Here is a 23,891-nt window from a genome sequence, read left to right as displayed (position 1 = left end):
GACGTTAGTGGAAGTAGCTCTCACCATGCACGTTGTCGTGGCTGATGGCTTGCAGTGGGTCGTGCTTGTTGGTGTAGATTGGCTGCTGCTCTAAGCCATTTTTAAGCATGGCGCGAATGTTGTGCAGGCGGTTAGCCCCTGTCAGCTGGCCCCGTAAACAGGCCGCTTCTAGCCGGTCTTTACCGTAGGTTTTGCTTTGCCCTAACAGTGCCAAGCAGGGCCTTACCGCTTGGGCCGGATGCTCGGCTTGCCGGATAAACTCATGCACCCAATGTGCGGTATAGGGCCCTATCGAGGCAGCCCAGTGGTGCAAGCGTTCGGGCGACCATTCGAGCAGTGCCTGGTGATGTGCGGGCATATGCTCGCTCAGGCTCGTGTGTTGACCTTTACGCTGACTGCGTACATGCTCGGCGACTACCTTGCCATGGTGATAAAACACCAGGGTATGCTCCGTGATTTGTACCGTTAATCGCTTACCCTGTAAGGCGTAAGGGACTGAGTAATAGTGTTTTTCTATATCAACATGGTAATCCTTGCCCACGAGTACCTGTTGCACTTTGGTGTACTGATAACGGTAACTGGGTAAGGGCTTTAGCGCAGGCGCATCCAACTCGGTAAACAAAGATGCACGACTACCGGGGAGCTTTTGGAAGGGCTTTTGATTGAGGCGCGTCAACAACTCACCAATGCGCTGGTTGAGCTGTGCTAGGCTATGGAACACTTCATGGCGCAGCACCGCCAAAATCCAGCGGGTGACGATTTGTACGCCGACTTCAGCCTTGGATTTATCTTTGGGCTTACGGGGACGCGCCGGCATGATCGCTGTGCCGAAATGGGCGGCTAACATTTGATAGGTCGGATTCAAGTCTGGATCGGTATTGCGTGCCACACTGACGGCACTTTTGAGGCAATCGGGTACCACTAATTGCGGCACACCGCCGAAGAACTCAAATGCCCGTTTGTGGCTCATTACCCAGTCTTCGAGCTGTTGTGAGCGAGTCGCTTCGGCGAAGGTGTAGTTAGATGCACCCAATACCGCGACAAAGATTTGAGCCTTGTAAAGCAGTTCCCCAGTGTGCGGATCAATGATGGGCACCGTTTGCCCACAATAATCGACAAACAGTTTTTCTCCGGCGATATGGGTCTGACGCATCGACGGTTGCAACACGCTAGCCCACTCTTTATACAAGCGACAAAAGTGGTTATAGCTGTAATGTGTTTGGCCGTTACGCTCAGCATACTCTTGCCATAATCGCTCAAGTGTCATGCCTTTTTGGTCCGGTCGTTTTAACTCCTGATGCAACATGGCCCAGTTAGGCAGGGGTTTGTACTGTTTTTTATGCACAGTTTGAGTGTTGAGAAAGGCACGTTCCAAAGTGACATCGTCCCAGATATCACTGAGTGGCCAGTCATGGATCCCGAGGTGTGCAGCACGGTTAGCATAATAGGATACCGTGCTAGGGGAGACATGAAGGCTAAGCGCAATCTGCCTGTGTGATAGGCGAGCCTGATATTTTAGGCGCAGAATTTCTTTCAGTTTTCTCACAGTAATAGGCCTCGCAGACATGCACTTTCCTCAGATTAAATGAGCAGAAAGTGCGGGTTTAACGAAGCGAGGAGAAAAAGTCACGCAATAACATGCATGTCGATCAGGGTTTACCATAAAGAAGCAAAAGTGATCGGTTTGCGATGTTATTGAGCGATCGACATGAATGTTATTGGATGATCGGCATGAATGTTATTGGATGATCGGCATGAATGTTATTAGGCGATCGCCATGCATGGTAATACGCATCAGCGGGTCCACCGACATAAATCGGCCGAGATTGTAATCGTAAATCCGCCCGTTCATATGAATTAACTGCTGTTCATTCAAATGCTCGTGGTCGGTAAAACCGCGGCGGTTCTTATTGGTCACATCCAAATCCTGCAACTTTGATAGCAGCGTATTTTTATTTACTATATCAGTACGATGCCCACCTCCTGTCGATGCAGTGCGGCCAAAGGGGTCAAAGTAGCGCTGACTAACGATATTGCCATTTTGGTCAGCTAGGGTAGTGGCACTGCCCAACCTATCCTTGAGGGTAAATTGCAGCAAATGACCACGCTGTGAGGTATAACTGAGTACTGCAATGTCGTCTAAGTAGGCACGCCAGCTACCATCACTGTCGGCTTCATAGTACTTATCGACATAATAAGTGGTTGCGGTTGTGCTACCGACTGTACGGCTCTGCTTGGCGCGCATAGTATCGCTGCCATAGACAAAACTGGTGGTGGCACCACGGCCAGAGACGCTTAACGGTTTATCCATGGCGTTGTAGTTCATAGTGAGACCATCACCGACACGCAGGTTTCCACGTTTATCATATTGAAAGTTAACTGTTGAGCCATTGAGCTTATTCAGCTGGCATACCGCATTGGGGCCTGCATTACTGTTAGCTGCGCATCCAGCATTACCTCCATAACGATAGGCATTAGTGGCATTAGCACTGTAATCGGTCTTCTTCAGGAAGTTCCCTACTTTGTCATAGGCATAATTGACCGTGGCGGTGAAGTTCGGATTGGTATTATTAAACTGGTATTCTTCCAACCGATTCAAGCTGTCATAACGATAACTTTTGACTAGCCCAGTGACACCATTACGCTCACTGGTGAGGTTCATAAAGTCATCGTAACCGTCATAGTAATGACCGTGAATAAGGCCTAATGGCCCATCCACTTCCACACTCGACATTGTGCCTTCACTGTAATAAACCCGTGACTCAGACATCACTCTGTTGGCTAGGCTAGCGCCGGTAATATGGCCTGCCTCATCCATAGCCGTGATTTGACGATACAAATAGCCTGAGGCAGCGTTGCTGGTCTGCTCAAGGTAGCCGTAATCGTTATAGCCATATTTAAGAGTCAAACCATTAGGGTATTCCAATGCCTTAGGACGACCATAAAAGCCATCGTACTGATGCTTCATCGTGCGGCTCACACCATCAACGGTGACCGTGGTTTGTGCTAATTGCAATGCAGTTGTGTAGGCATAAGCTCGAGTGACGCCGCTTTCAGTTTCAGAGGTCAACATGCCTTGTTTGAGTGTATCCCACACAAAGGTAGCGGTGCCCGGGGCGCTGCCGCCTGTAGTGGTTTTGCTAGTGATACGACCCAGCACATCAAGCACATAAGTTTGCACCACACCGTTGGCATCGGTTTGCTTATCAAGCTCACCTAAGGTGTTATACCCAAAGACTGTGGTACCTTGGTTAGGGTCTATTACCTGCGTTTTATGTCCAAAACCGTTGTAAGTCGCCTTGATATCGCGGTTATTGGCATCGCGGATAACTAACGGCCTACCGGCACTATCATAGGCAAAGCGGTTGGTGCCATTCTGCGCATCCACGGTTTCATATAACCAGCCTTGACTGCCATAGGTGCGCGACATAGTGCGACCTTCAACATTAATATTGGTTGTCAAGCCACTATAGGTATAAACCGACTCCAGCCCGCCGGAACGACCATTAGGAATCGTGCGTCTGATAGGTCTATCGAGCGCATCAAAGTCACTAAACTCGGTATAGTCTGCCGCCGTGCCGTTACCATAGGGCGTTGATTCTCGGGTTAAACGTCCAAGCGCATCATAATGCTTATCCTGATACCGATAGCCCCCATCAAAGCCTTGAGTTGCCGTGCGCAGTAAGCGACCTTGACCGTCAACATATTGCTCCGTTTCAGGGATACCGGCACCACTGGTGCGGGTCATCACCACGGGAATATTGTCATTGTCCTGGGGCGGATTGTTACCCTCATTGGCCAGTAAATAGCGCAAATAGCGGGTTGGACTGCCCGTCTGTTTGACCTGCACCGGACGACCGATACCGTCGTACTCGGTCTGGATAACGATATTATTAGGCGCTATCACTTTGGTGGGGAGTCCTAGCCCCATATCGTATTCGGTAGTGGTGATATGGCCTTTAGCATTGGTGGCTTTGTAGGGCAGATAACCATCGTCAGCTTGAGTTTTACCGTCTTTGGTGTAGGTAAAATTGTTTTGTCTCGCCGTGATGGCAGTACACGCACTACTTTGCCCAGTGCTTTTAGTCCAGAGCGGTAAACCATAGCTGTTTAAGCCGGTTTGCTCGACGCGATTACAACTGCTATTACTGGCAGTATAAGTCACTTTAGTGGGTAACTTATGATTGCTATCCCAGGTATTGACCGTTTGTAATTGCCACTGCGATTTATCTGTCGTGCCAACCGGGTCGTCTCCCCAGTTGCGCAGCGCAGTATTGTGGCTCGTCTTTATCGAATTGAATTTATTGAGCCACCAGTTATTGATATCGGCCACATAATCGGTTTCCGTCAAACTGGTATAGGTATTCGCCTGACCCTTTATGTAATCTGTAACCGTTTGAGTTTGCTTTTTAATATTGCCCGATGAATCAACATCACTGGCATTCACTTGCACTTCTTGTGTTGATAAAGCAATGCCCTGTAAATCCCAGCTTTGCTGTAGCGAGCGGGTTTGAATATTGTGGAATACTTTATTAATCGAGTGTTGCGGGTTATCCGCCCAAGTGTTCGTCACTTGGTTAACGATAGTCGAGCCCACGCTGACCGTTTGCTCAGTTAGCAGTCCCACCTCAGGGAACTTCTGCTTGAAGACGCTATGCGCCGTCTTATCCCGCTGCATATCCTTTTCCCAGATTTGATTAAATCCGGTAAAGCCACGTCCTTGCAGGTTGTACATCGCGCCTTTATAGGCATATTGGGTTTCATTTCCCCCGCCCTGACTTAAAGCAACCCAGCGACGCGCTTACAAGGTGACTACGCAGCGAAAACACTCAGATGCAGTGGCTGATAACCTGTTAAATATGAACTTTAATCCAGTATCGGCTAATCAGGTCTGGGCGGGTGACGTGACCTATTTAAAGACGGGTGAAGGCTGGATGTATTTAGCAGTGGTGATGGATTTATATTCACGCCGGATTGTGGGATGGCACATAGACAAACGCATGACCACGGATTTGATATCTAAGGCATTAATAAAAGCCTACAACCTGCGACAACCAGCGCGAGGGCTGGTATTTCACAGTGACCGAGGCTCGCAATATACCAGTAAGCAATTCGGTAGGCTGCTATCGAGCTATGGTATCCGAGCCAGCATGGGTGATGTGGGGGCGTGTTGGGATAATGCCGTTGTTGAGCGATTCTTTGGCAGCTTAAAACACGATTGGATTTTTAAAGTTAATCAACCAACAAGGGAGTTTATGAAGCAAGATGTGACGGCTTACATGAAATATTATAACTTGGAGCGGCTGCATTCTGCTAATGACGATCTGTCACCGGTAGAGTTTGAAAATTCTCAAGTAAAAGTGTCCAGTTTGGGTTGACCAGTACACATCGATATCTGCTATCGGCTCGAACTCATTTAGTCGACTAACATTTCCAAAGTATTGTTGGCCATCAAATTGGAGTGGACTAGGTGGTGAAACTATTTTACTGTCGAGCCATTTGAATGTGTTAGCAGTAGAACACTGCTTTACACCGTTGAATTTACCGCAACGTGCTATTGTTTTTAGTAATGTGAGGTTACTGCTTTGGCTATTAACATAGTCCAGTAAATATTTTACCGCCCAATCAGATGGTTCTGCAGCGGCCTCTATAGAACTTAACCGGTGCAGCGAGTTAACCTTACCGCCCTGAATATAACTTTCACGCTTATCAAGGCGATTTTCATAGTTAAATTTTACACTTCTAGCCCCGAGTTCAGAACTTGAGCCAGTATAGTAAATAGCCTTAATTAAGTGCTCACCAGGTGTAGCCGTTTCATATTGATAGTTAATTGTATTGCTGCCAGATGACCAAGATTCCTGCATCACTTTCCAGCTTAATACCATAGCTAAACCACTTGGAATGAATCGACTATTCGCGTTCCCTCCATATAAAGCATAGCTTCCATCTGGCTTATAAACAGTAAAGCTACTGCTACTATCATTCATTGCACCATGTTGAATAACCCTAAAAAAAGAGTCCATTTCTGTGCGATACTCGGTATTTGAAGCACCATATGCACCAACAACTGCAACCAAACGCTGTCCGTCAAGGCATAACTTGTCAGTTTGGGCGTTAAATGTGACTGCGCGACTAATACCATCTTGAAGGAATGTCGCACCACAACGGCTGATTTCTGAACCAACATTAAGAGACCATCCCATCCCAAGTAGACCATTGCCACCTTGAGAATTGTACGAGAGTGAAACATTAGGTTGCACACCATTGCGTCCAGGCGGCAAATAGATGGGAATGTGATAACTTGCTTGGCCACCCGATACGCCAGCTTGCCCCTTAACAGTTGCAGTGTTTAAGTCAGCAGTCTCTGCTGGCACAGTATCAACGCCACCTGCATCAGCAACCGTTACCCGAGATAAATTTTTCCAATCACTGCCAAGCAAGGGCAAAGTCACCTGCGTATTGCTCGATAACTTCCAAGCACTGCACGCTGTAGTGCAAGCACGCACTTGATACTGATAGGTGCCAGAAGTGAGCCCCGACAGCGCATAATTTGTGGCTGCTCCTGAATACTTAGCGACCCAAGCGCCACCATTCACTCGTTGCTGTAACTCATAACGCGCAGCGCCACTGACGCTCGACCAAGAAACACTAAAAGCCCCAGTTGCATTGGTTGCTGGTGCGGAGATCGAAGTTGGTATCGTTGGAGTTGTCGGCGCAGAAGGGCTACCAACAAGAATAGAGGGGCTATAAGCGCTACACAATGAACCTTAACAAGCATTGATTCGGTAGTAATATCCAGAGAGAGTCTTGTTAGGTACCTGTAATATTCGTTTCCAAGACCAGCCACCAGAACAAACCGTGCCACCAACAGCAAACGATTTATAGGCTACAACACCATTATCAGCTTGGCCCAATCCGCTGTATACATTCGTCCAAGCGCTACCATCAAGTGACTCTTGGATATTAACGGCAGTAATGGAGCAATCGATACCCCATCGTAATTCGACAATTGACGTAAATCGACTGCCGGAAAGAGTCGGTGCATCCAAAGGTAAAGGAATGTTTGGTAATACTGGGTCTATCTCAACCTTCGGTTTCGTCAACGCCGCATAACTCGGTGTTAGCCATACCAGTCCAAGCAATAACATAAAAGCGGCAAAAGATGATTTACGGCGCAGCGTCCACAGTGGCAACATGACATTCCCTTTAGTTCAAGATCCTTTTTTTGTCAAATCACAATACAAAAATAAACACCCATTAGCAACAAAGTGAAAACACTTTATTTGGTTTTATTTTACTTTCAAAACAGTGCAGCTATGATGTTTTAATCATAATCACACTTGATAAGTTTATACTTCAATAGCTTCTGAAATCCGCAGTGCATCTTCAATTTCGACACCTAAATAGCGCACGGTGTTATCCAGCTTGACATGTCCAAGCAAGATTTGAATCGCCCGAATATCCTTGGTTCGACGATAAATTAATGTCGCCTTGGTTCTACGCAACGAGTGCGTGCCATACAATTCACTATTCTGCCCTAATTGACTCGCCCAGTTTTTTACCCTCGTTCGGTAATAGCTATAACTCATCGGCTGATGAATACTCCTTGGGTTAGGAAATAGATAATCCTCAGCGGTTAATCCCTTTTCGAGCAACCAAGACGTCAGGCTGTGCTGAGTTTTTGGGGTAATTTCAAACTGAACGTCACGATGGGTTTTACGCTGTGTTAACCGCACTCGCGGATTGATGATGCCTGCAGAGATAATGTCTTGAACTTTCAAATGCAGTAAGTCACAAGCGCGCAATTTTGAATCAATCGCCAGATTAAGTAACGCTAACTCAGCAATATTATGTTCTAACTCCAACCGAGTACGAATACGCCAAATCTCTTCCAATTTAAAAGGTCGTTTTTGTCCCATGGGATGACCTTTATTCCAAGCGTCCATATAAACCTCCTCAGGTTGTAATGAATAGACACTTGAAGTATAGGAAATAGCGCTTTTAACTGAGAAAATATGGATTATAAAATCTCATGCATAAATAAAATTAAAGCGGAGTCTAGAAATGAAGTGCTGAATTGCTTTGGGGCAATAGCTTTTTAGCTAAACGAACAGCAGAAGTGTTAGTTAAGATTGGCATTGTTGCAACTGTGATCGTTGGCGGCATGGATGCCGTCGTCGAGCCCTCTGGGATGCTTCTTGTTAAATAAAGAGGCGGCGAGTCACAGGGGAAACAATGAGAATTGATGTGTCACAACTGACGACAACTTTATTTTGCTTTTGGGCAAAAAGAAAAGCCCGCGGCAGCGGGCTTGGCGTCACTTAAAGTCAACGGAATATAAAGACTGACTTAACGATACGTCAGCGTCGTGGTATCCGTTAACTTGTCGTTATCTTTAACGGTCAATTCAACAGTGTGTTGTCCACGGCGGGCAAGGCGCAATACCACTTGACCGTTAGCGCGGGTGCCATTGTCGAACGTCCATTTATGTTGCTTGATTACGCCATCGGTATCGTAGCTAGTCGAGATAAACATATCGACGAACAATAAATTGATACGCTGAATTTGCGCAACAGGTGGTTGTTTCACCTCTCCAACCACCACTGTCACAGTTTGTGACGTGCTATGGGTTAGGCCGTCGTTATCAGTCACAGTTAGCGTGACCAGATACTCACCACTTTGGCTGTAACTGTGAGTCACTACCTCACCCACTGCCACTGTATTATCACCAAAGCTCCACTCGGCAGACACGATTTGTCCATCGCTGTCGGTTGAAGTGGATGTCAGTTGCACCGCAGCGCCATTCACCACTTGAGTGAAACTGGCCACTGGCGCGACTTTTTCCGCGTCGAGCAAGAGTGAAATCACCACAGGATCGTGATCCGATGAGCGGTAAGCATCACTTGCGAATAAGTCTTGGATTTGAGTAGGTGTCTTAAACTCTTCGTTGTAATCCAATACGCGCGGTTCGTCGGTATTGATATGCCACTCAGTCACATCCACCACTTTATCCAGCAGGGTAGCGTTTGCTAAGGCATGATCCAACTGACCCGATTCAGCCGAGAACACATAGGAATAAGGGTTCGGCTTTTCAAGTTTGGCAAACAGCTCACTAAAGCCCGCGTTACCTAACGCCGTTAATGGATCTTCCTTCGCATAGGCGTTCAAATCACCAATCAGCAACACGCCTTGATCTGGATATTGCTCGCTAATCCATTGACCTGCAGCAGTCGCCGCACGGGTACGTGTGATATTACAGTTGCCTTGACCGTCATTGAGATCAGGATCGCCCGCACATTCACTGCCCTTAGATTTAAGGTGATTAACCGCAACAACCACGCCCTCTTCACTGCCGTTCACGCTAAAGGCTTGGGTCAGCATTGGACGGTTTTTACTGTCGTCAAACAGGGGCTTTTGATCGCTATCTAATGGCGAATTGGCACTGGATAGAATGCGTGCAGCGCCCTGCGGCGTGACTTTATCGCTACGATAAATCAAGCCAACTGTGATGGCATCGGTGCCAATCGCATTCATGCCTGTTGGCGCGATATAAGCGTAACGCGCTTCACCCACAGCGACATTCAAACCTGCGACTAAATCAGCAATGGCCGAATTAGCGCCAAAGCCATCGTTCTCGATTTCCATCAAACCAAATACGTCGGCACTGATGCCCACCATGGCGCTGACAATCTTCGCCTTTTGACGCTCAAATTCGCTTAAGGTATTAGCACCACGGGCAGTTGGGAATCCTGCACCTTGACCATCACCGTTGAAGTAGTTAAGCACGTTAAAGCTAGCGACTTTTAAATTACCGCCATCATTCAATGTGGGGGCGACAGGACGTGGGTTTTCCGCCACAAAGTTCACCGTCTCGATTGGCATAATGCGATACAAATTAAAGCCATAGTGCATTACACCCGTAAGCGATGTGGCTTTATCGCCTACGCGCACAGTGTTTGATGCGCTAAGACCAGGTGCAGGGAATTGCACAGGATCTGGATTCTGCGCCGTTAAACCGTCATCTAATAAAATACTGTCGCGTTGGTTAGCCGCGCTCACCGCCAGCGCATCCGCGCCCGGTGCGGCCACTTGCGTACCGATAAAGTGGCGCTGACTGCCTAATGAAATCTCGCCGTAACGACCTAGGTTATAGACTTCATTTACCACTAAATCTTGGCTAAAACGAACACGCATGCCCTCAAATGGCTCAAAATCATCACTGCTGTTAACTGGTAAGGTCACCACCGCCGCCGTTGGCAATGCTTGTGCAGTGGCACACAACTTATGATCTGATACCGTCGTTAGTTCAGTTAAGCCTTGATATTCAGTGACTTTTGCTTTTAAACGAATACGATCGCCCGCCACATACGCGGTAGGCGCAGTGCCGGTATACACAAACACCCCTTCCGAGGTTTGTGGATCGCTATCAGCTTCGTTATCAGCCATTTGTACAAAAATGCCCTTAAGACCGGATTCTTGATTACTGACGACAACCGCTTCAACCACTAAGGTTTGACCATTAAGAGGACTGGCTGCGCCCGCGCCTTGAAGCGCATGAATTGCTGTGGCTTCTTCACCGCAGACTAAAGAACTCGGTGGCGGGTCGACGGGATCGGTTGGTGTGCCAGCACTGAATTTACCGAGATCAGAAATATCATCCTTCGCAAAACCTAACCAAGTGCTAAAGCTGACAGCATCGTCACTGATGGGATCGGCAATCAGCTGATCTGGATTACGACGCAGGGTATTATCTTGAGTGGATAAATCACCACTGCCCCACTCTGCACCGGGATCGACACCAACTTGGCCTAAACTATCAATCACTTGATTTTGATAAGTCAGTTCAATCGCATCGTCGCCGTTAAAGAAGCTGGCGTTACTCTGTTGATTGGTAACCGCAAGAATATCGGCCGACGCGTCGTTATCGGCAACCACATAAGTCGCCCCCGCCGCTAATGAGCCAGTGAGCGCAATGGTCGTACCGACGTTGGTGCTGCCATTGAAATAGAAACGCAATTGATATTGGCTTAAATCAATAACGACCGCAGTTGGGTTATACAGTTCGATAGCTTTATTGTTGCTGCTGCCTTCAACATATTCTGAAATGATCACATTATCCGCGCCATGGGCAAGCCCACAAACGCTGCTGATGGCTAACGCCAGCACAGTTTTAGTGTTAAACATTGAGACCCCTAAATGTATTGTTTTAATATTTTGTATTGAATTGCGATTTAATTGATGCGCTTAGATGCTTCAAGGTGATATCACCTCGAACACTAACGATACTATAGGCGGTAAAGGTTACAAATTGGTTGCACCTAAGTTGCAACTTAAGATGGATATTATTGGTGCAATTTAGCGATCAGAACTAGGAAGAAAGCAGTACGGGAAATGCTGGCCGCTCATTACAAATGCGGCCAGGAATAATCAAAGTGATGGGATAAATGGCTCTTAAAAATAAGCAGAGCCAATGGATGAAAGCCCTGAAGCTGAGCTATAAGGGCTCAAGTTTTTCATCGAGTAAACTGACCAGCAGTAACTCACCTTGGGCGTTCACCCTAAACTCGCCGTATTTAGCCGCACTGAAATGATCGGCTTGTCCTTCTTCAAAGAAAAAGCTGTTCGATGCGAGCTTAATTTGATTACCACGGACACGAAATTGCACCCGCAGCTGATCTTTACCCAGCGCTTGGTCAGTATAAAAATCCACAAAACGCGCCACTTTTTGCCCATCTAGTGCCAACAATAACTGGCCCTGCAGTTGCTGCGGCGCTAAGGCGCTACGTACATCGCGGGCAATGGCATATTCAAGCGCCATATAATCCCCCTGCATTAACGAGCGCGGATCGACTGGCGCTAATGCAAAGCGCACGACTTGGCCGTGATTCAGCAGTTGTTCGAATTTGAAAATGCGCCAATTCACGCCAGCAAGAATCGCAACGGTCGTAAAAAGTACTATGCCCAGCGCCCATTTATGTGAAGCCGCCAGTTTTCCCATCACATTTCCCATCAAATAGTCTCCTTGGCATTTTCATTGGCAGGAAATAACCGCCACATCACTAACCTTGCCACCAGCAGCAGCGCGCCTAAACCCATCAAATAAGCAGATTTGAGCAGTAGTGTTGTTTCTAATGAATAATAATATCCGCTGACAAACAACAGCGCCGACACCACTCCCATGCCTTTTAGCCAAGGCTCATTGCAATATTGGCCAAGCAGAATCAATAGGATAGCCGTCGATAATCCCTGCATGGATAAAGATAAACCGCTAATAACCATTAAACCGAGAAAACAGCCTATCGCCGCCATTGAGCTTAAGGATTGTTGGCGTTCGCGAAATACAGTGATCAACAATAATCCGCAAATGACAAAAATAATCGACAGATGGCTAAGCGTGAGCCACAGACTTTGCTGCCAAGGACTGAATAAGGCTTCAAAAATACTGTCCATGCTAAAGGCATGCATCAGTTGCAATGTCAGTAATGCCAGTGCAAAGCCGTAAATAAGCATGCGCGCGCGGCGGTAATGACGCCCGAACCGATTGATATTGAACAACACTAGGCTAATGATTAAGGCAAACAGACTTGGGCTGACATTGAGCCATTCGAATTTATCCATGAGGCCAATCACGCACCAACTTAAGCCAAACGCGAACACAAACTGGGCTAATCCATGGGCAATTAAACCCCACAACAGCAAGAGAATACCCGCCATACACAGATACCAATTAAAGCTAAAATCATTGTCGATTAAATCATAGAATCCCCAAGCCACACCGATCAAACCACTCAAACAGGCGGCAAAAGCAAATTGCTCAATGAAAATCTGTTGCCGCGGTAAAAAGTACAGCCCAATGCCCACCGCCAAATAAGTTAAGCCGATAAATAAGGCAACGCCCTCACCACTCTGCTCGAACATAGCGCCTAATGCCGCCATCATAAAACCCAATAGAAACAGAGCAGCTATCCAAGCGGCAAAGGCCTGCATAGCGGCAATATACCAAGGAATATCATGGTTTTCTGGCATTTGGGGCGTACTGACTTTGCCCTCGGCATACAAGGATTGCCACAGTGTTATCAGACTGGATTCACCCGATGCATCAATTAAAGCGGCATCCTCTTTTGAAGGAGACTTTAAAGGAGTCGCTACTGAACTCGTTAAAGAATTGGTCACCATGTCGCCATCCGGTAAGCCATTATTATTACTCATGAATGTCTCCCACTTTCCCTTGGGTCGCTCTCGCAGCGGGCTTAAGTGCTAATTCAGACATAGATTCTGACTGTGGTTTAAGCTTGCGACTGAGTGCCTTTAACCAAATGCTTAATCCTGTGCTCGCCAAAATGATGTAAAGCCCAATAAACAAAAATCCGCCTATAGGATCATTGTCCTCAAACATCAGCCGGCTCAGTAACGCAGCGCCCACGGCAATCAGGCTAAAACCGCCCAAGGCCAAGGGATATATGCGCGGTAAGCGATAGCGAAAAATAACGAATCCAAATATCAGATGGGCAAAATAACCACAAATGATCCAAGTACTCGCGCCATCAGACTTAAAAAGATCGTCGAAAATCAACCAAGTGATTAACCAAGTAAAACAACCCATAGCAAACAATGAGCAGGCATATTCGAGGATTGGCGCGTGCCAACGCCCCGCGGCGTTACGGCCTAACAATACAAAAGCGTAATAAAAAGATAAATTCAAACAGATAAAGATCAGCAGTTGGCTTTGCTCATCCAAGAAAGCTCCCCATAAATGCGAAAAGGAATCCAAAAATATCCCTATGCTTAGGTTAATAAGCCCCACCAACAGCAGCCATAAACCATCGAATCCTGCCACCCACGCAAAGGGGAAAATCACTAACGCCCATAGGGCGAATAGCTGCCAAGGATCGGCACCCGTTTGGTAGGTTTGTCCAACCAGCGCTAATAAACCGCCCACCAATACGCTCGCGGCCAGTAACACGCCATTGGCTGTCGTCGCACCAAATCTGCTGTTGTTGCTGTCGTTGCATTGATTACTGCGGTTACTATGACTGTGACGAAGGGAATGGGCAGCCGCAGAAAGGGAATTAGCACGATAATAGAGCCAAGCAAATGCGGCGATGGCGAGCACTATCGCCACTTCAATCAGTCCGAATTTGGCAACACGCCCGAGGGATTGCCAATTGTAGGCAAAGAAAAAAATTACCCCAGAGGCAAAGCTTAACGCGCCAAACCAGAGCAATAGGTTAGCGATTAAACTGCGCCAGCTCGACGCATCTGGCAACTCTGTAACCTGCCGATAAAGCGTATTCGCTTGCTCTTGCGTGATATGTCCCTGTTCAACCCAGCCACACACTTGAGATTTTATCTGGCTCAATGTGAGTTCTCCCTCGTCCTGTTTACGCTAGCTTACTATGACCCATTAAAAACTCGCACCATATCAACAGGGTTAAGTAAATTAAATTGTGTATACTTGTAAGAAAATCATTAACCTTTGGAATGATTAGGGGTAAACATGGTATTTAGACACTTGTATCGTCTGCTGTTTATTTTTATCTTAGGCTTTAGCATCTTTTCGGCCGCAATCGCCCAAGATAACAATCAGTCACCCACAGCACCTAATACAATAGTCCCCAATACAACAGCACCCAACACGATACCGACTATTCGTGTCGGTGGTTATCCATTTGCCCCCTATGTAGATCTACAACAGGATGGCCGTTACACAGGCCTCACCCTCGATATCATTAATGCATTGAATCAAATACAACAAGAAGTGTTTTTTGAATTTACCGTCACCAGTATTGAGCACAGATATAAAGCCTATATGTTAGGCCGCTTCGACATGATGATATTTGAGAATCCCGCCTGGGGATGGCAAAAAATTGCGGATCAGTTTATTCCGCTAAATATAATAGATGGAGAAGTGTTTATTGCGCTTAAGGCCAAAGCCCATAATCAAAATTATTTCAAAAACTTAACCAATAAATCAATCGCATTCGTTAAGGGCTATCACTATCAGTTTGCCCACTTTGAAACCGATACTGAAACGCTGAAAAAGCAATTTCGCCCTTTGTTTGTTAGCAACAATAGAGCCTCTATCGAAAGCATTCTGCGCGAACGGGCTGATATCGCTCCAGTCACTCATTCCTATTTACAGTATTATTTAAAGGCTAATCCACAAGACAGCCATTTACTTTTAATATCAGATAAATGGGACCAAAAGTACGATAATGGCATCTTGCTTAACCACAGTTCATCACTCGATGCTAAGAAGCTAACACACTGGATTCAGCAGCTCATCAACAATGGCAAACTCACCGAGCTCGCTGCCCAATACGCAATCCAGTCGAGCCAATAATGTTTTATTCACACTATTAGCGCAATTAGTTTCGCAAAGCCGTTAACGCGTCAAGCGCGATGATTATCTGAGCATGATTAGCGATTTATGCGACAGACAACAGAGGCCCAAGCATTGCCAAAGTGCCAATTAGCAAAAAAATTAAAGCCTGCACTATAATCATCTGGCCACTATTTGGCGGGCTCAAAGTGGCAATATAAAACTGCCAAATTGCGAAGATCCCGTAATTCATCCCAAGAAATAACAATAAGCTATAGGCATACATACCTGGGATCACTCTAAGCGCACAGGCCAAAAGTACCGCAGTTGAGGCCACAAAAAACACTGACTGACAATGAAATAAACAGCGCAGCATTTGCTTGCTCTGCTGGGAAACATTGGCCTTTAACAGCGGCGCCAATAGAACACGCTTACCATAGATCAAATGGTATCCACAGACTCCAGCACTCAAGACAGTTGCTGCCATTAATGTTAAAACCATACTGCTCCTCGTTATTGCTCATATTGGCTGGTGTTTGAAGATAAAGCGTAAACAGAACTAAAATTGCAACCCTAGCGATAAGACCCTTAAAACCCCAGTTGAGTTTCAGCTTAACAAAAATAACCTAGTTGGCTAAGAATCATTGAGTCAACCGAACCGCAACCAATTCACATTGGCCTGATAAAAATTAACTCGCGCAACCCAGTGCTAAGTTCTTAGCGCAAAAAGGAGCCCTTAGGCTCCCTTACTTCACATGTTTAAAATCACATGCTTAAAAACCTGTGCTGACTAAAACCTGCGACTACATAGTTGCCATAGTCCAATAATCTAAACGCTTTTGTGGATCGGCTAATAGGTTTTTACATTCTTCTTTATATTTGCCCATTAACGCACCTAAGTTACTTGAGCCCCCTAAGCTTTCGATTTGACGCGCTTTCGCGTCGGCAACTGCTTGAGTCACTTCAGCTTCAGAGCTGTATTTCTTGGCTAAATTCTCAGATTCAATTTTAGAGCTTTTTAAACGCTCACCCACAGCCTGCATTTGCGGTGCATTCATCGCCCCAATAGCTTCTGAGCTAATTTGGTAATAAGCGGCACACTCAATGGCTTCTTTACTAAACGCTTTTTCTGCTTCATCAGCCCAAACTGCGGTACTGGCACTCAATACTAAACCACCTAATACCAATGTTTTTACCTGAGTTAACATGTTACTTTCCTTTTAATCGTCATAAATAAACCTACTCAAGCCCTGGGTGGATCTCAAGCTCGTAGATATAAAAATCTTGGTTTCGCACAAAGCCTAAGCCTTCATATAAGCCCTGCGCACGCTGGTTTTTTTGCTGAGTTTCTAACATCAAATAACTCATATTATGCGCTTTGGCATAACTCGCGGCCTGCTGCACTAGCGCTCGCCCAATTCCGACACATCGAGCATGTTGAGTCACAAACACATCGTTGAGGATCAACATAGGGGCCAGACGTAACGATGAAAAGCTGGGATACATTTGCACAAAGCCTAATCCAAGCCCTTGATTATCTTTGGCAATAAATATCACCGATGACTCATCTAACAATCTTGCTTGAATAAACTGCTCCGCCGCCGCGACATCATCCCTGCGCCCATAAAACTGTCGGTACTCATTGAATAACACTGCAATCTCATGGGCTTGAGTCACATCTGCTCGAGTTATAATGCTTGCCATGGGCCTTTCCTTGGTATCGTTAGAGTGTTGGCGGGTGTTGTCGCAATCGAAATTGCAGACTGTTTTTCACCGCTGGCCACTCAGCATCAATAATGGAATACACCACAGTATCGCGAATTGTGCCGTCTTTAAGAATTTTGTGATTACGCAACACACCATCTTGCTTAGCACCCAGTCTCGCAATCGCTTGTCTGGAGGCTTGGTTATGCCAGTGAGTTCGAAACTCAACGGCAATGGCATCTAAGGTTTCAAAGGCAAAGGTCAATAGTAATAACTTAGCTTCGGTATTGATCCCCGTACGCTGAGCACGTTTTGCATACCAAGTGTAGCCAATCTCAAGGCGACGATTTTCAGGCTCCCAATTGCAAATTCGCGTGCAGCCGACAATTTCACCGCTCACTCTATCCCGCACTGCAAAGGGAAAACTCTGACCCCGCGCTTTTTCTTCGAGGGCTTTTGTCACATAGGACTTCACCTCGGCAGGTTCTGGCACGCTAGTAAACCACAAACGCCAAAGCTGACCATCTGTTACAGCTAAACTCAATGCCGCCACATGGGACAAAGATAAAGGCTCAAGCACAATATGCTCACCCGTTAAACAACCTAAGTTATCTTCACAGCCCACAGTCTCGCCCCCGTTAGATGATAGAAAAGTGTGTTGTTGCGCACATTTTTATCTAGCCTAACATTAAACGAGAATAAAAAAATACCCTATTTTCAGCATGATTGGACAAATTTGTCCTATTGTCGGCGGCTTAGATTACCTAAAGCTTAAGAGTGTAAAAAAATTTGAAGAAATGAGTGAATGGCAGTTAAATCCGCTTGGAGTCAATACTGCTGTAACAGAATACGTCGCGAAATGAGATAAGCAATCGGGGCCAATAACAGCAAACACCTAAATCTGCGTTCAGTATTTAAGCGTTTGCTATCCGTTGAAGCTAGCCACCATAGTTAGAGGCTAAAGTTAAAAGCCATTCACACTGTTACTGACCCTAAACCAACCCGCAATACTATTGCGCTGGGCTAAGGTTTGAGTCACTTCATGGGGAAATCGCTCACTGAGAAAAATCACAAAATGACCCATTTTAGGTGCGATGCGTTCGATCTCAATATCAGCTTCATCATAGATAATCAACTCGCCACAATCTGCCGCTTTCCAGTCAGGATTTAAGAAAAACACTGTGGTTAAGATGCGATTTTGACTGCCTTTTAGCGCATCGACATGTTTCTTATAGAATGCCCCAGGCTGATATACCGCATAGTGACTTTCATAGTCGAATAACCCCATAAACAAACGACGATTTAAGCCATTTTTGAGTTGCGTCATCAGTTCAAGATATTGGGCATCAGGCTCGTTGTGCTCTTCTAGCCATTGTATTCTGTCGCGGCGAATATCGGGGTTTAATTGCTGCTCCGCGCCACGACCAATGGACGCAGCTTTTAGCTCATGTGCTTGCGTTGATTGAATTTTTTCCAATAGCACTTGGCTTATATTGTTTGGAACTAAGTCAGGTAAAAAGATATAGCCTTTGTCTACCAAGGCATCAGCGATCACGTCCAGCATTGCTTCACTTAATTGCGAAACCATTATGCTACATCCAATAAAAGGGCTACGCTTTTGCTGTACTCAAGGGCTCAAGGAGGGATTAAATGAGCCTGATTTTCGAGGGGCGTCGATACGAGATATGATTGCTATATCTCAACAGTAAATTTTGCAGAATTCTAGAGTAAAGAACGCCGAATTACAATAAAATAAAAATCACTATAAACAACAACTTAAATTCAACTAAACAGTTCAACTGGCTCATCATCTGGGCTAAGCTGCACACACTGCTCAAACTGTAATCCCAGTTTGTTCAGCAATGCCTTTGACGCGCCATTATGGGCGCTCACAATCGCCACAATACGCTCGATACCTAAACTTTTGCCTAAATCAAAAGCGGCTTTAGCGGCTTCGAATGCGTAACCCTTACCCCAATATTGCGGCAAAAATGCATAGCCTATGTCGACATTATCAAGCGTCGGCCGTTTGATTAAACCGCAAATTCCTATGGTGAATCCGTTCTCCGCGAGCACCACGGCATAAAAGCCAAAACCACATTCGGCATAACTTTTCATTGGTCCATTGAGGATATAATCCTTGGCCTGCACAAGCGTGCGTACTCCCCTGTCCCCTATATTCTCAATAAAGCCTTGGCTATTGAGCAACACTAACATAAATGAAGCATCGGCTGGGGTTAACTGCCGCAGGATTAATCTAGGAGTACGCGCAACTTGCATAGGATTTCTCCACTAGAAATAGACAATGTTTATAAAAATATAGTCATAAGCTTTTTCATAAATAACGGACGTATTGGCTGCCGTCCTTTTGCGGTTTTTGGGGTGCCACAACCGCTGGCATACCGACATACAAAAAGCCGACAATTTGGTCGTGTGGTTCAAGGCCTAAGGCGGCATTCACATTAGCATCGAAGGCAAAATCGCCCGTGCGCCATACCGCGCCTATGCCTAGGGCAAAAGCCGCTTGTTGCATCGCCATCGTTGCGCAGCCCGCTGCAATTTGTTGTTCAAGTACAGGCACTTTAGGGTGTTGCTGCGTTTTTGCAACGACAGTGATCACCATAGGCGCACGCATTGGCATACCCTTGGCTTTATTAACGAAATCCTCGTCGGCGCCGCTGGCTTTAGCCGCCTCAACAAAGATATCGGCTAGGGTGTTTAACCCTTGATCTGTGGCAATAATAAATTCCCATGGGGCTAATGCACCATGATCTGGCACACGAATAGCAGCATCTAAGATGATTTTTAATTGACTCGCATCGGGAGCGGGAGCGATTAATCGCGGAGTCGATTGACGGGTGAGCAAAAGTTCAATAGCGTCCAAGTTCTTATCCTAGTTCGATATAAATTGCGTTCAAGCATAGCAAATTGCAGGCAAAGAGGCATAAAAAAATCCCACCGCATGGATGGGATTTAACGCTTTGATTGCGCTTGAAAATCCAGAGCTCTTTATAAAAGGCTTACTTAACCCCGCAACGCTTAGCGATGAAATAATCTAGGCTAGTGTAACGGCCGCCGCCTAAGGTGAAGAGTGCCAACAACATAATGAAATAAGTGGCCGCAAACTCAATACCATTATTAAGCACAGCTAAGTTACCTGAGCTGGTCAGCCAGTCGTAATTACCATGCTCCTGCAATATTTCTTTGGCTTTCGCCAGTTTATCCCCAGCCTCAAGCACTCTGTCGTTGGCAAGCCAAGAACTGCCATCGGCAATCGCTAACCAGCCATTTGGCCAATGCACTGCCAATGCGGCGACCAACATAGTGACCATCAAAGGGATAGAAATCAGCCGAGTCGCAAGCCCAAGCAGTAATAAGATAGCGCCAAAGAACTCGGTTCCCGCCGCCAATCCTGCCATTACCGCCGGCATTGGCAGGCCTAAACCCCAATCGGGATTAGCAAACCAAGCCACCGTATCGTCAAAGTGAGCGAGCTTGTTATAACCCGCTTGCATCAACACGGGCGCAAGGTAAATCCTGAGGGCTAATGGTGCTAAACCATCGAAATAGCGACTCATATTGAGCAATTTTTGGTAACGGGATGCAAGTGGCATAGTGTCTCTCTTTGACTGATGAATTGGCTTGCAGGAATAGACCCTAGCAAGCCAATAAATCTTTCATGGCCTAGGCTTTTTTTGCACTTGCCTCTTTTTCAATGGCTTCTTGATTAAGCTCGGTGAGATCTTGAATGAGTCCGCCCAACTTTTTATAAAAGTGCTTCGACTGCTTCTCCGAGAGGCTCGCGTTCATCGCTAGCAGTAAGGTTCCAAATGCCTCAGTATTTTTACGCAAAAACACTTTATGTTGTTCAGACTTAAGCTCATCGGGCTGCGTCATTAGCAAGGTCAAACGCTCGGTTAATAGCGCTTTATCGGCGCGCTGGCCAAGGGCGACCTCAAACTGACGTAACCATTCGTGGCGATACTCGAGCCACATATCTAAGGTGGATAAACGCTGTTGATTATACTGATGAATAAGCTCTTTTTGTTCAGCACTCACACTGCCAAGCCAGTCATCAAATTGCTCTTGAAGGTTTTCATCGGCCTCTTTTTGTAACTGCGTTGGGGTTTTGCCGGCAAACTCTTTGACGAGCTCCTGCTCATCTTCCCGTAATTTGGCGAGGATTTGCTTCACCTGTGCATCGGACAAGGACATTATGATGGGCAGTAATTCTGGCAAAGCAAACTCAAACAAACGAAACCAATGCCGCTTAGCAATCTCCACATGCTCGGCCCATAACACTGGCGTTAAGGTATTGGTTTTGATGAGGCTTTCAACTTCGGTTAGTTGCACCACATAGTGGGACAATTCTTTGGATTGGTGCCACAGGACAAATTTTTCAATGAGGGCATCGAATGCCTTTTGCTGTGATTTATCTAAAGTAACGTAATCCTCTTGCTCCCAACCGATGGCCCAATCGAGGAAATGGTAACTGAATTTAGTGGAACAGGCGCTTAAGCCTAAGAGACACACAAGTAGCATCACGCCTTTTTTCATTCTGAATCATCCATCCTAGAACTGTTGCTAATATGACGCTTGAGCCTATATAAAGTTGCCTCTTATATCAAACAAGTTTGTCTAATAAAGGTTTTCAACATGTTAATACTTTGCCTACTTTATGATTCCAATCGAGCAGCCATCCTTATGATGCTTGGGTGATGAGCGGCCAAAAACAATCAAACCATGCGAGATAGTCGGCGCTACGACTGGGCTCCGTTTGCGCCGCCATCAATAATGCCCAGTAACAGGCAAATACCCAGTACATGTCAATGGCGGCGGGCACGGCCGCTGCGGCGTTTATTGAAACATAAGGGTGTTCACTCAGATACTGCGTCACTAACTCGTTTTGCTGGGCAGGCGTTAACGCATGGGTCGCTAACATTACGGCTAACTCACACAGGGGATGCGACGCCGTCGCATACTCAAAATCGATACAATACAAACGATTATTTTTGAGTAGCAAGTTGTGGGGATTAAGATCGCGATGACAAAACTGCGGTTTAATTAAACAAGCCGCTAAGTTATCGCACCAATCTTTGATGGCGATTTGGATGTTAAGCAATTTAGCCACACGCTCATTCCAATTGTGCATTGTGGTAAGAGATGCCTGATAAGCAAGCATCTGCTGGTGATATTCCTGCCATTGTTCTGTGATACTAATGGCATAAGGACCTGTGGGCAGTTCCCGCAATTGCAGCAATAATGCCAGCAGTAAGCACGCAGTTGAGTTGGGATGCTTATCTTGCTGTATTGGCATCAACCTAGGCTCAGGACTTAAACAAGCTTGTGGTGAAGAGCCGTGATGTAAAATGCCCAAAGACGACTGCCCCAGCACAAAATCAGCGGCACTGGTTTGGCGCTCTAATGCTGGCCAATGGATGAAGCGTTTACGTTGAAAGCATTGGCTATCAATCATAGTGTGTTCAATTGCCGCACACTCTGCTGCGCTCGCTACTGCACTTTCGATAAAGTCACTCTCAATAAGGTCACTTTCAATAAAATCGCTGAGGTAATAGCGCTCATCTTCACTCACCCACAACAGTTCAGGGGCAAGTTTAGCTTGGGCGAGTTGTTGCCAGTAAAAACGCTCCTGCTCGCGGGTGCAAAAACTGTCCGCCGCATCGGCATTGACCCGCAGCACATAACACCCTGTTGGCGTAGTGACCTTATAATTATGATTACTCAAGCCGCCCGAAAGCTCGTAAATACTCTGCACTTGCTCAAGCCCAGCTCGTTTGAGTATGGGCAAGAGTGTATTGAATGATTCGCCCGCAGAGTATGGCTTAGCAGCATTGACATCGAGCATTAACTGAGTAACTTCAAGGCATTGGCATCACGGGTATCGGCTAACGCAGTGCGCCACAGGAAATACCCTACAACTGCAAGCCCTACATAGAGTACGAATAATAACGAGGTCAACATCAAGCCTTTACTGAGATAAAGGTAAATAGACACTATGTCGATAACGACCCAATAGAGCCAATTCTCAAGTACTTTCTTCGCCACTAAATAGGTTGTCATCACAGCAAAACAGGTCGTGGCCGCATCTAAATAGGGGAACGCGGCTTGGGTATACATCGCCATGCCGTGCCCGACAAAAAGCGAAATAACGCCTGTCACCGCGATCAACTTCAAGTGGGTTTTCAACGACCAAGTAGTCACTTTGACCCCTTGATGTTTATCGCCGCCTTGGGTCCAGAGCCAATATCCATAGAGCGCCATCGCCATATAATAGATATTCAGCACTGACTCCATCAGTAACGACACCTTCCAAAACAACACAGTGTAAATGGCGGTACTGGCAAAGGCCGCCGCCCAGCACCAGACGCTCGCCTTCATTGCCAGCAGTAGATATGCCATGGCCAGCAATACCGCTAAGGCTTCCCATGCGGTCATCACATGGACTTCACCAAAGGCCGCATTCATACTCTCGACCAAGGTTAACCATAAATCTTTCATTGTGTTGTTCTCACTGCCTATTTGTCGCGTATATGACGCTAAAACATTATTCGCTGTGGGCTAAATTCAGCTCACCACCGATAAACTTACACACAAATACTGCCTTGCCCCACTTCTCATGGGCAGCTTGCATCTCGGTCGCCAGCATAGTCATCACATCTAAATAATCACCGCACACTTGGGTTGCCATCGCATTGGTCACGCGCTCGATATTAGGATAGCTATCCACCCGGCCAATGAACCACTTTATCGGATCGAGGTAATTCTCATTGAAGGGATACATGCTAATTTCTGCGGTCAGTTTCATCTTAATTCCTTAAATTTGAGAGAAGCTATAGCCCTTACA

Annotated in this window: 22 protein-coding genes and 1 pseudogene; 2 read left to right on the top strand and 21 right to left on the bottom strand. The window is 46.3% G+C overall.

Annotated features, from left to right (window positions below):
- Window positions 1-4: 4 nt before the first annotated feature.
- Together istA and AYJ58_RS11955 are read right to left on the bottom strand one after the other, a co-directional pair.
- Window positions 5-1,567: an IS21 family transposase gene (gene istA, locus AYJ58_RS11960; protein ID WP_106650296.1), complete on the bottom strand. Its 1,563-nt coding sequence runs from the start codon at window positions 1,565-1,567 to the stop codon at window positions 5-7.
- 171 nt (window positions 1,568-1,738) lie between these two features.
- Window positions 1,739-4,678 (bottom strand): RHS repeat domain-containing protein, encoded by a 2,940-nt coding sequence (locus AYJ58_RS11955; protein WP_232790884.1) that lies wholly within the window; start codon window positions 4,676-4,678, stop codon window positions 1,739-1,741.
- 100 nt (window positions 4,679-4,778) lie between these two features.
- Here AYJ58_RS11955 and AYJ58_RS11950 point away from each other — a divergent pair.
- A pseudogene (locus tag AYJ58_RS11950) lies at window positions 4,779-5,378 on the top strand (IS3 family transposase); the annotation flags it as partial.
- Here the strand turns inward: AYJ58_RS11950 and AYJ58_RS22030 are convergent.
- The 7 genes from AYJ58_RS22030 to AYJ58_RS11915 all read right to left on the bottom strand — a co-directional run bounded on the left by AYJ58_RS22030 (window position 5,328) and on the right by AYJ58_RS11915 (window position 14,359).
- Window positions 5,328-6,452, bottom strand: a complete 1,125-nt coding sequence (locus AYJ58_RS22030; protein ID WP_232790802.1) for a SpvB/TcaC N-terminal domain-containing protein — start codon at window positions 6,450-6,452, stop codon at window positions 5,328-5,330. The pseudogene AYJ58_RS11950 and the gene AYJ58_RS22030 sit on opposite strands and share 51 nt — an antisense overlap.
- A 315-nt stretch (window positions 6,453-6,767) precedes the next feature.
- The gene (locus AYJ58_RS22025; RefSeq protein WP_232790801.1) at window positions 6,768-7,196 is read right to left on the bottom strand and encodes a hypothetical protein; all 429 of its coding nucleotides are present in this window, start codon (window positions 7,194-7,196) and stop codon (window positions 6,768-6,770) included.
- Window positions 7,197-7,349: 153 nt separating this feature from the next.
- Complete coding sequence (locus tag AYJ58_RS11940) at window positions 7,350-7,946, bottom strand: tyrosine-type recombinase/integrase (RefSeq protein ID WP_106650295.1); 597 nt, start codon at window positions 7,944-7,946, stop codon at window positions 7,350-7,352.
- 403 nt (window positions 7,947-8,349) lie between these two features.
- Entirely contained in the window at window positions 8,350-11,184 is a 2,835-nt protein-coding gene (locus AYJ58_RS11930; RefSeq protein ID WP_106650294.1) for an ExeM/NucH family extracellular endonuclease, read from the bottom strand.
- 310 nt (window positions 11,185-11,494) lie between these two features.
- The gene (locus tag AYJ58_RS11925; protein WP_106650293.1) at window positions 11,495-12,010 is read right to left on the bottom strand and encodes a GDYXXLXY domain-containing protein; all 516 of its coding nucleotides are present in this window, start codon (window positions 12,008-12,010) and stop codon (window positions 11,495-11,497) included.
- Complete coding sequence (locus AYJ58_RS11920; RefSeq protein WP_106650292.1) at window positions 12,010-13,209, bottom strand: DUF4401 domain-containing protein; 1,200 nt, start codon at window positions 13,207-13,209, stop codon at window positions 12,010-12,012. The genes AYJ58_RS11925 and AYJ58_RS11920 overlap by 1 nt, the downstream gene beginning before the upstream one ends.
- Window positions 13,202-14,359, bottom strand: coding sequence for a DUF2157 domain-containing protein (locus AYJ58_RS11915; protein WP_106650291.1), 1,158 nt, complete (start codon window positions 14,357-14,359; stop codon window positions 13,202-13,204). Before AYJ58_RS11915 ends, AYJ58_RS11920 begins: the two co-directional genes overlap by 8 nt.
- Before the next feature lie 138 nt (window positions 14,360-14,497).
- Here AYJ58_RS11915 and AYJ58_RS11910 point away from each other — a divergent pair, with 138 nt between their 5' ends.
- Entirely contained in the window at window positions 14,498-15,343 is an 846-nt protein-coding gene (locus AYJ58_RS11910) for a substrate-binding periplasmic protein (protein ID WP_106650290.1), read from the top strand.
- Between the two features lie 85 nt (window positions 15,344-15,428).
- Here the strand turns inward: AYJ58_RS11910 and AYJ58_RS11905 are convergent, their stop codons facing one another.
- The 12 genes from AYJ58_RS11905 to AYJ58_RS11850 all read right to left on the bottom strand — a co-directional run bounded on the left by AYJ58_RS11905 (window position 15,429) and on the right by AYJ58_RS11850 (window position 23,852).
- Window positions 15,429-15,824 carry a hypothetical protein gene (locus tag AYJ58_RS11905; RefSeq protein ID WP_106650289.1) on the bottom strand — a complete coding sequence of 132 codons (396 nt, stop codon included), beginning with the start codon at window positions 15,822-15,824 and terminating at the stop codon, window positions 15,429-15,431.
- A gap of 301 nt (window positions 15,825-16,125) precedes the next feature.
- Window positions 16,126-16,530 (bottom strand): hypothetical protein, encoded by a 405-nt coding sequence (locus tag AYJ58_RS11900; protein ID WP_106650288.1) that lies wholly within the window; start codon window positions 16,528-16,530, stop codon window positions 16,126-16,128.
- A gap of 31 nt (window positions 16,531-16,561) precedes the next feature.
- Entirely contained in the window at window positions 16,562-17,026 is a 465-nt protein-coding gene (locus AYJ58_RS11895) for a GNAT family N-acetyltransferase (RefSeq protein WP_106650287.1), read from the bottom strand.
- 19 nt (window positions 17,027-17,045) lie between these two features.
- A complete protein-coding gene (locus tag AYJ58_RS11890) occupies window positions 17,046-17,651 on the bottom strand; it encodes a GNAT family N-acetyltransferase (RefSeq protein ID WP_106650286.1) in 606 nt (201 codons plus the stop codon).
- A 339-nt stretch (window positions 17,652-17,990) separates the two neighbouring features.
- The gene (locus AYJ58_RS11885) at window positions 17,991-18,614 is read right to left on the bottom strand and encodes a 2OG-Fe(II) oxygenase (protein WP_106650285.1); all 624 of its coding nucleotides are present in this window, start codon (window positions 18,612-18,614) and stop codon (window positions 17,991-17,993) included.
- 194 nt (window positions 18,615-18,808) lie between these two features.
- Window positions 18,809-19,306 carry a GNAT family N-acetyltransferase gene (locus AYJ58_RS11880; protein WP_106650284.1) on the bottom strand — a complete coding sequence of 166 codons (498 nt, stop codon included), beginning with the start codon at window positions 19,304-19,306 and terminating at the stop codon, window positions 18,809-18,811.
- A gap of 55 nt (window positions 19,307-19,361) precedes the next feature.
- Entirely contained in the window at window positions 19,362-19,910 is a 549-nt protein-coding gene (locus tag AYJ58_RS11875; RefSeq protein WP_106650283.1) for an NAD(P)H nitroreductase, read from the bottom strand.
- Window positions 19,911-20,046: 136 nt separating this feature from the next.
- Window positions 20,047-20,640: an HvfX family Cu-binding RiPP maturation protein gene (locus AYJ58_RS11870; protein ID WP_106650282.1), complete on the bottom strand. Its 594-nt coding sequence runs from the start codon at window positions 20,638-20,640 to the stop codon at window positions 20,047-20,049.
- 70 nt (window positions 20,641-20,710) lie between these two features.
- Window positions 20,711-21,583 (bottom strand): DUF6279 family lipoprotein, encoded by an 873-nt coding sequence (locus AYJ58_RS11865; protein ID WP_106650281.1) that lies wholly within the window; start codon window positions 21,581-21,583, stop codon window positions 20,711-20,713.
- Window positions 21,584-21,728: 145 nt separating this feature from the next.
- Window positions 21,729-22,892, bottom strand: a complete 1,164-nt coding sequence (locus AYJ58_RS11860; RefSeq protein ID WP_106650280.1) for a phosphotransferase — start codon at window positions 22,890-22,892, stop codon at window positions 21,729-21,731.
- Complete coding sequence (gene pnuC, locus AYJ58_RS11855) at window positions 22,892-23,545, bottom strand: nicotinamide riboside transporter PnuC (RefSeq protein ID WP_106650279.1); 654 nt, start codon at window positions 23,543-23,545, stop codon at window positions 22,892-22,894. The genes AYJ58_RS11860 and pnuC overlap by 1 nt, the downstream gene beginning before the upstream one ends.
- A 46-nt stretch (window positions 23,546-23,591) precedes the next feature.
- Window positions 23,592-23,852, bottom strand: coding sequence for a hypothetical protein (locus tag AYJ58_RS11850; RefSeq protein ID WP_028760297.1), 261 nt, complete (start codon window positions 23,850-23,852; stop codon window positions 23,592-23,594).
- Window positions 23,853-23,891: the final 39 nt, after the last annotated feature.

The organism is Shewanella sp. Pdp11 (genome assembly GCF_002838165.1).
Lineage (GTDB): Bacteria > Pseudomonadota > Gammaproteobacteria > Enterobacterales > Shewanellaceae > Shewanella > Shewanella hafniensis.
Note: the sequence above shows the minus strand (reverse complement) of the source record. Positions and strands in the feature narration are given on the sequence as shown.

Bases quoted from the DNA above. Each gene is read 5' to 3' on its own strand.
- istA (WP_106650296.1), bottom strand. From the start codon at position 1,567: ATGTCTGCGAGGCCTATTACTGTGAGAAAACTGAAAGAAATTCTGCGC.
- AYJ58_RS11955 (WP_232790884.1), bottom strand. From the start codon at position 4,678: ATGCAGCGGGATAAGACGGCGCATAGCGTCTTCAAGCAGAAGTTCCCT.
- AYJ58_RS22025 (WP_232790801.1), bottom strand. From the start codon at position 7,196: ATGTTGCCACTGTGGACGCTGCGCCGTAAATCATCTTTTGCCGCTTTT.
- AYJ58_RS11940 (WP_106650295.1), bottom strand. From the start codon at position 7,946: ATGGACGCTTGGAATAAAGGTCATCCCATGGGACAAAAACGACCTTTT.
- AYJ58_RS11930 (WP_106650294.1), bottom strand. From the start codon at position 11,184: ATGTTTAACACTAAAACTGTGCTGGCGTTAGCCATCAGCAGCGTTTGT.
- AYJ58_RS11925 (WP_106650293.1), bottom strand. From the start codon at position 12,010: ATGGGAAATGTGATGGGAAAACTGGCGGCTTCACATAAATGGGCGCTG.
- AYJ58_RS11920 (WP_106650292.1), bottom strand. From the start codon at position 13,209: ATGAGTAATAATAATGGCTTACCGGATGGCGACATGGTGACCAATTCT.
- AYJ58_RS11910 (WP_106650290.1), top strand. From the start codon at position 14,498: ATGGTATTTAGACACTTGTATCGTCTGCTGTTTATTTTTATCTTAGGC.
- AYJ58_RS11905 (WP_106650289.1), bottom strand. From the start codon at position 15,824: ATGGTTTTAACATTAATGGCAGCAACTGTCTTGAGTGCTGGAGTCTGT.
- AYJ58_RS11900 (WP_106650288.1), bottom strand. From the start codon at position 16,530: ATGTTAACTCAGGTAAAAACATTGGTATTAGGTGGTTTAGTATTGAGT.
- AYJ58_RS11895 (WP_106650287.1), bottom strand. From the start codon at position 17,026: ATGGCAAGCATTATAACTCGAGCAGATGTGACTCAAGCCCATGAGATT.
- AYJ58_RS11885 (WP_106650285.1), bottom strand. From the start codon at position 18,614: ATGGTTTCGCAATTAAGTGAAGCAATGCTGGACGTGATCGCTGATGCC.
- AYJ58_RS11880 (WP_106650284.1), bottom strand. From the start codon at position 19,306: ATGCAAGTTGCGCGTACTCCTAGATTAATCCTGCGGCAGTTAACCCCA.
- AYJ58_RS11870 (WP_106650282.1), bottom strand. From the start codon at position 20,640: ATGCCACTTGCATCCCGTTACCAAAAATTGCTCAATATGAGTCGCTAT.
- AYJ58_RS11865 (WP_106650281.1), bottom strand. From the start codon at position 21,583: ATGAAAAAAGGCGTGATGCTACTTGTGTGTCTCTTAGGCTTAAGCGCC.
- AYJ58_RS11860 (WP_106650280.1), bottom strand. From the start codon at position 22,892: ATGCTCGATGTCAATGCTGCTAAGCCATACTCTGCGGGCGAATCATTC.
- pnuC (WP_106650279.1), bottom strand. From the start codon at position 23,545: ATGAAAGATTTATGGTTAACCTTGGTCGAGAGTATGAATGCGGCCTTT.
- AYJ58_RS11850 (WP_028760297.1), bottom strand. From the start codon at position 23,852: ATGAAACTGACCGCAGAAATTAGCATGTATCCCTTCAATGAGAATTAC.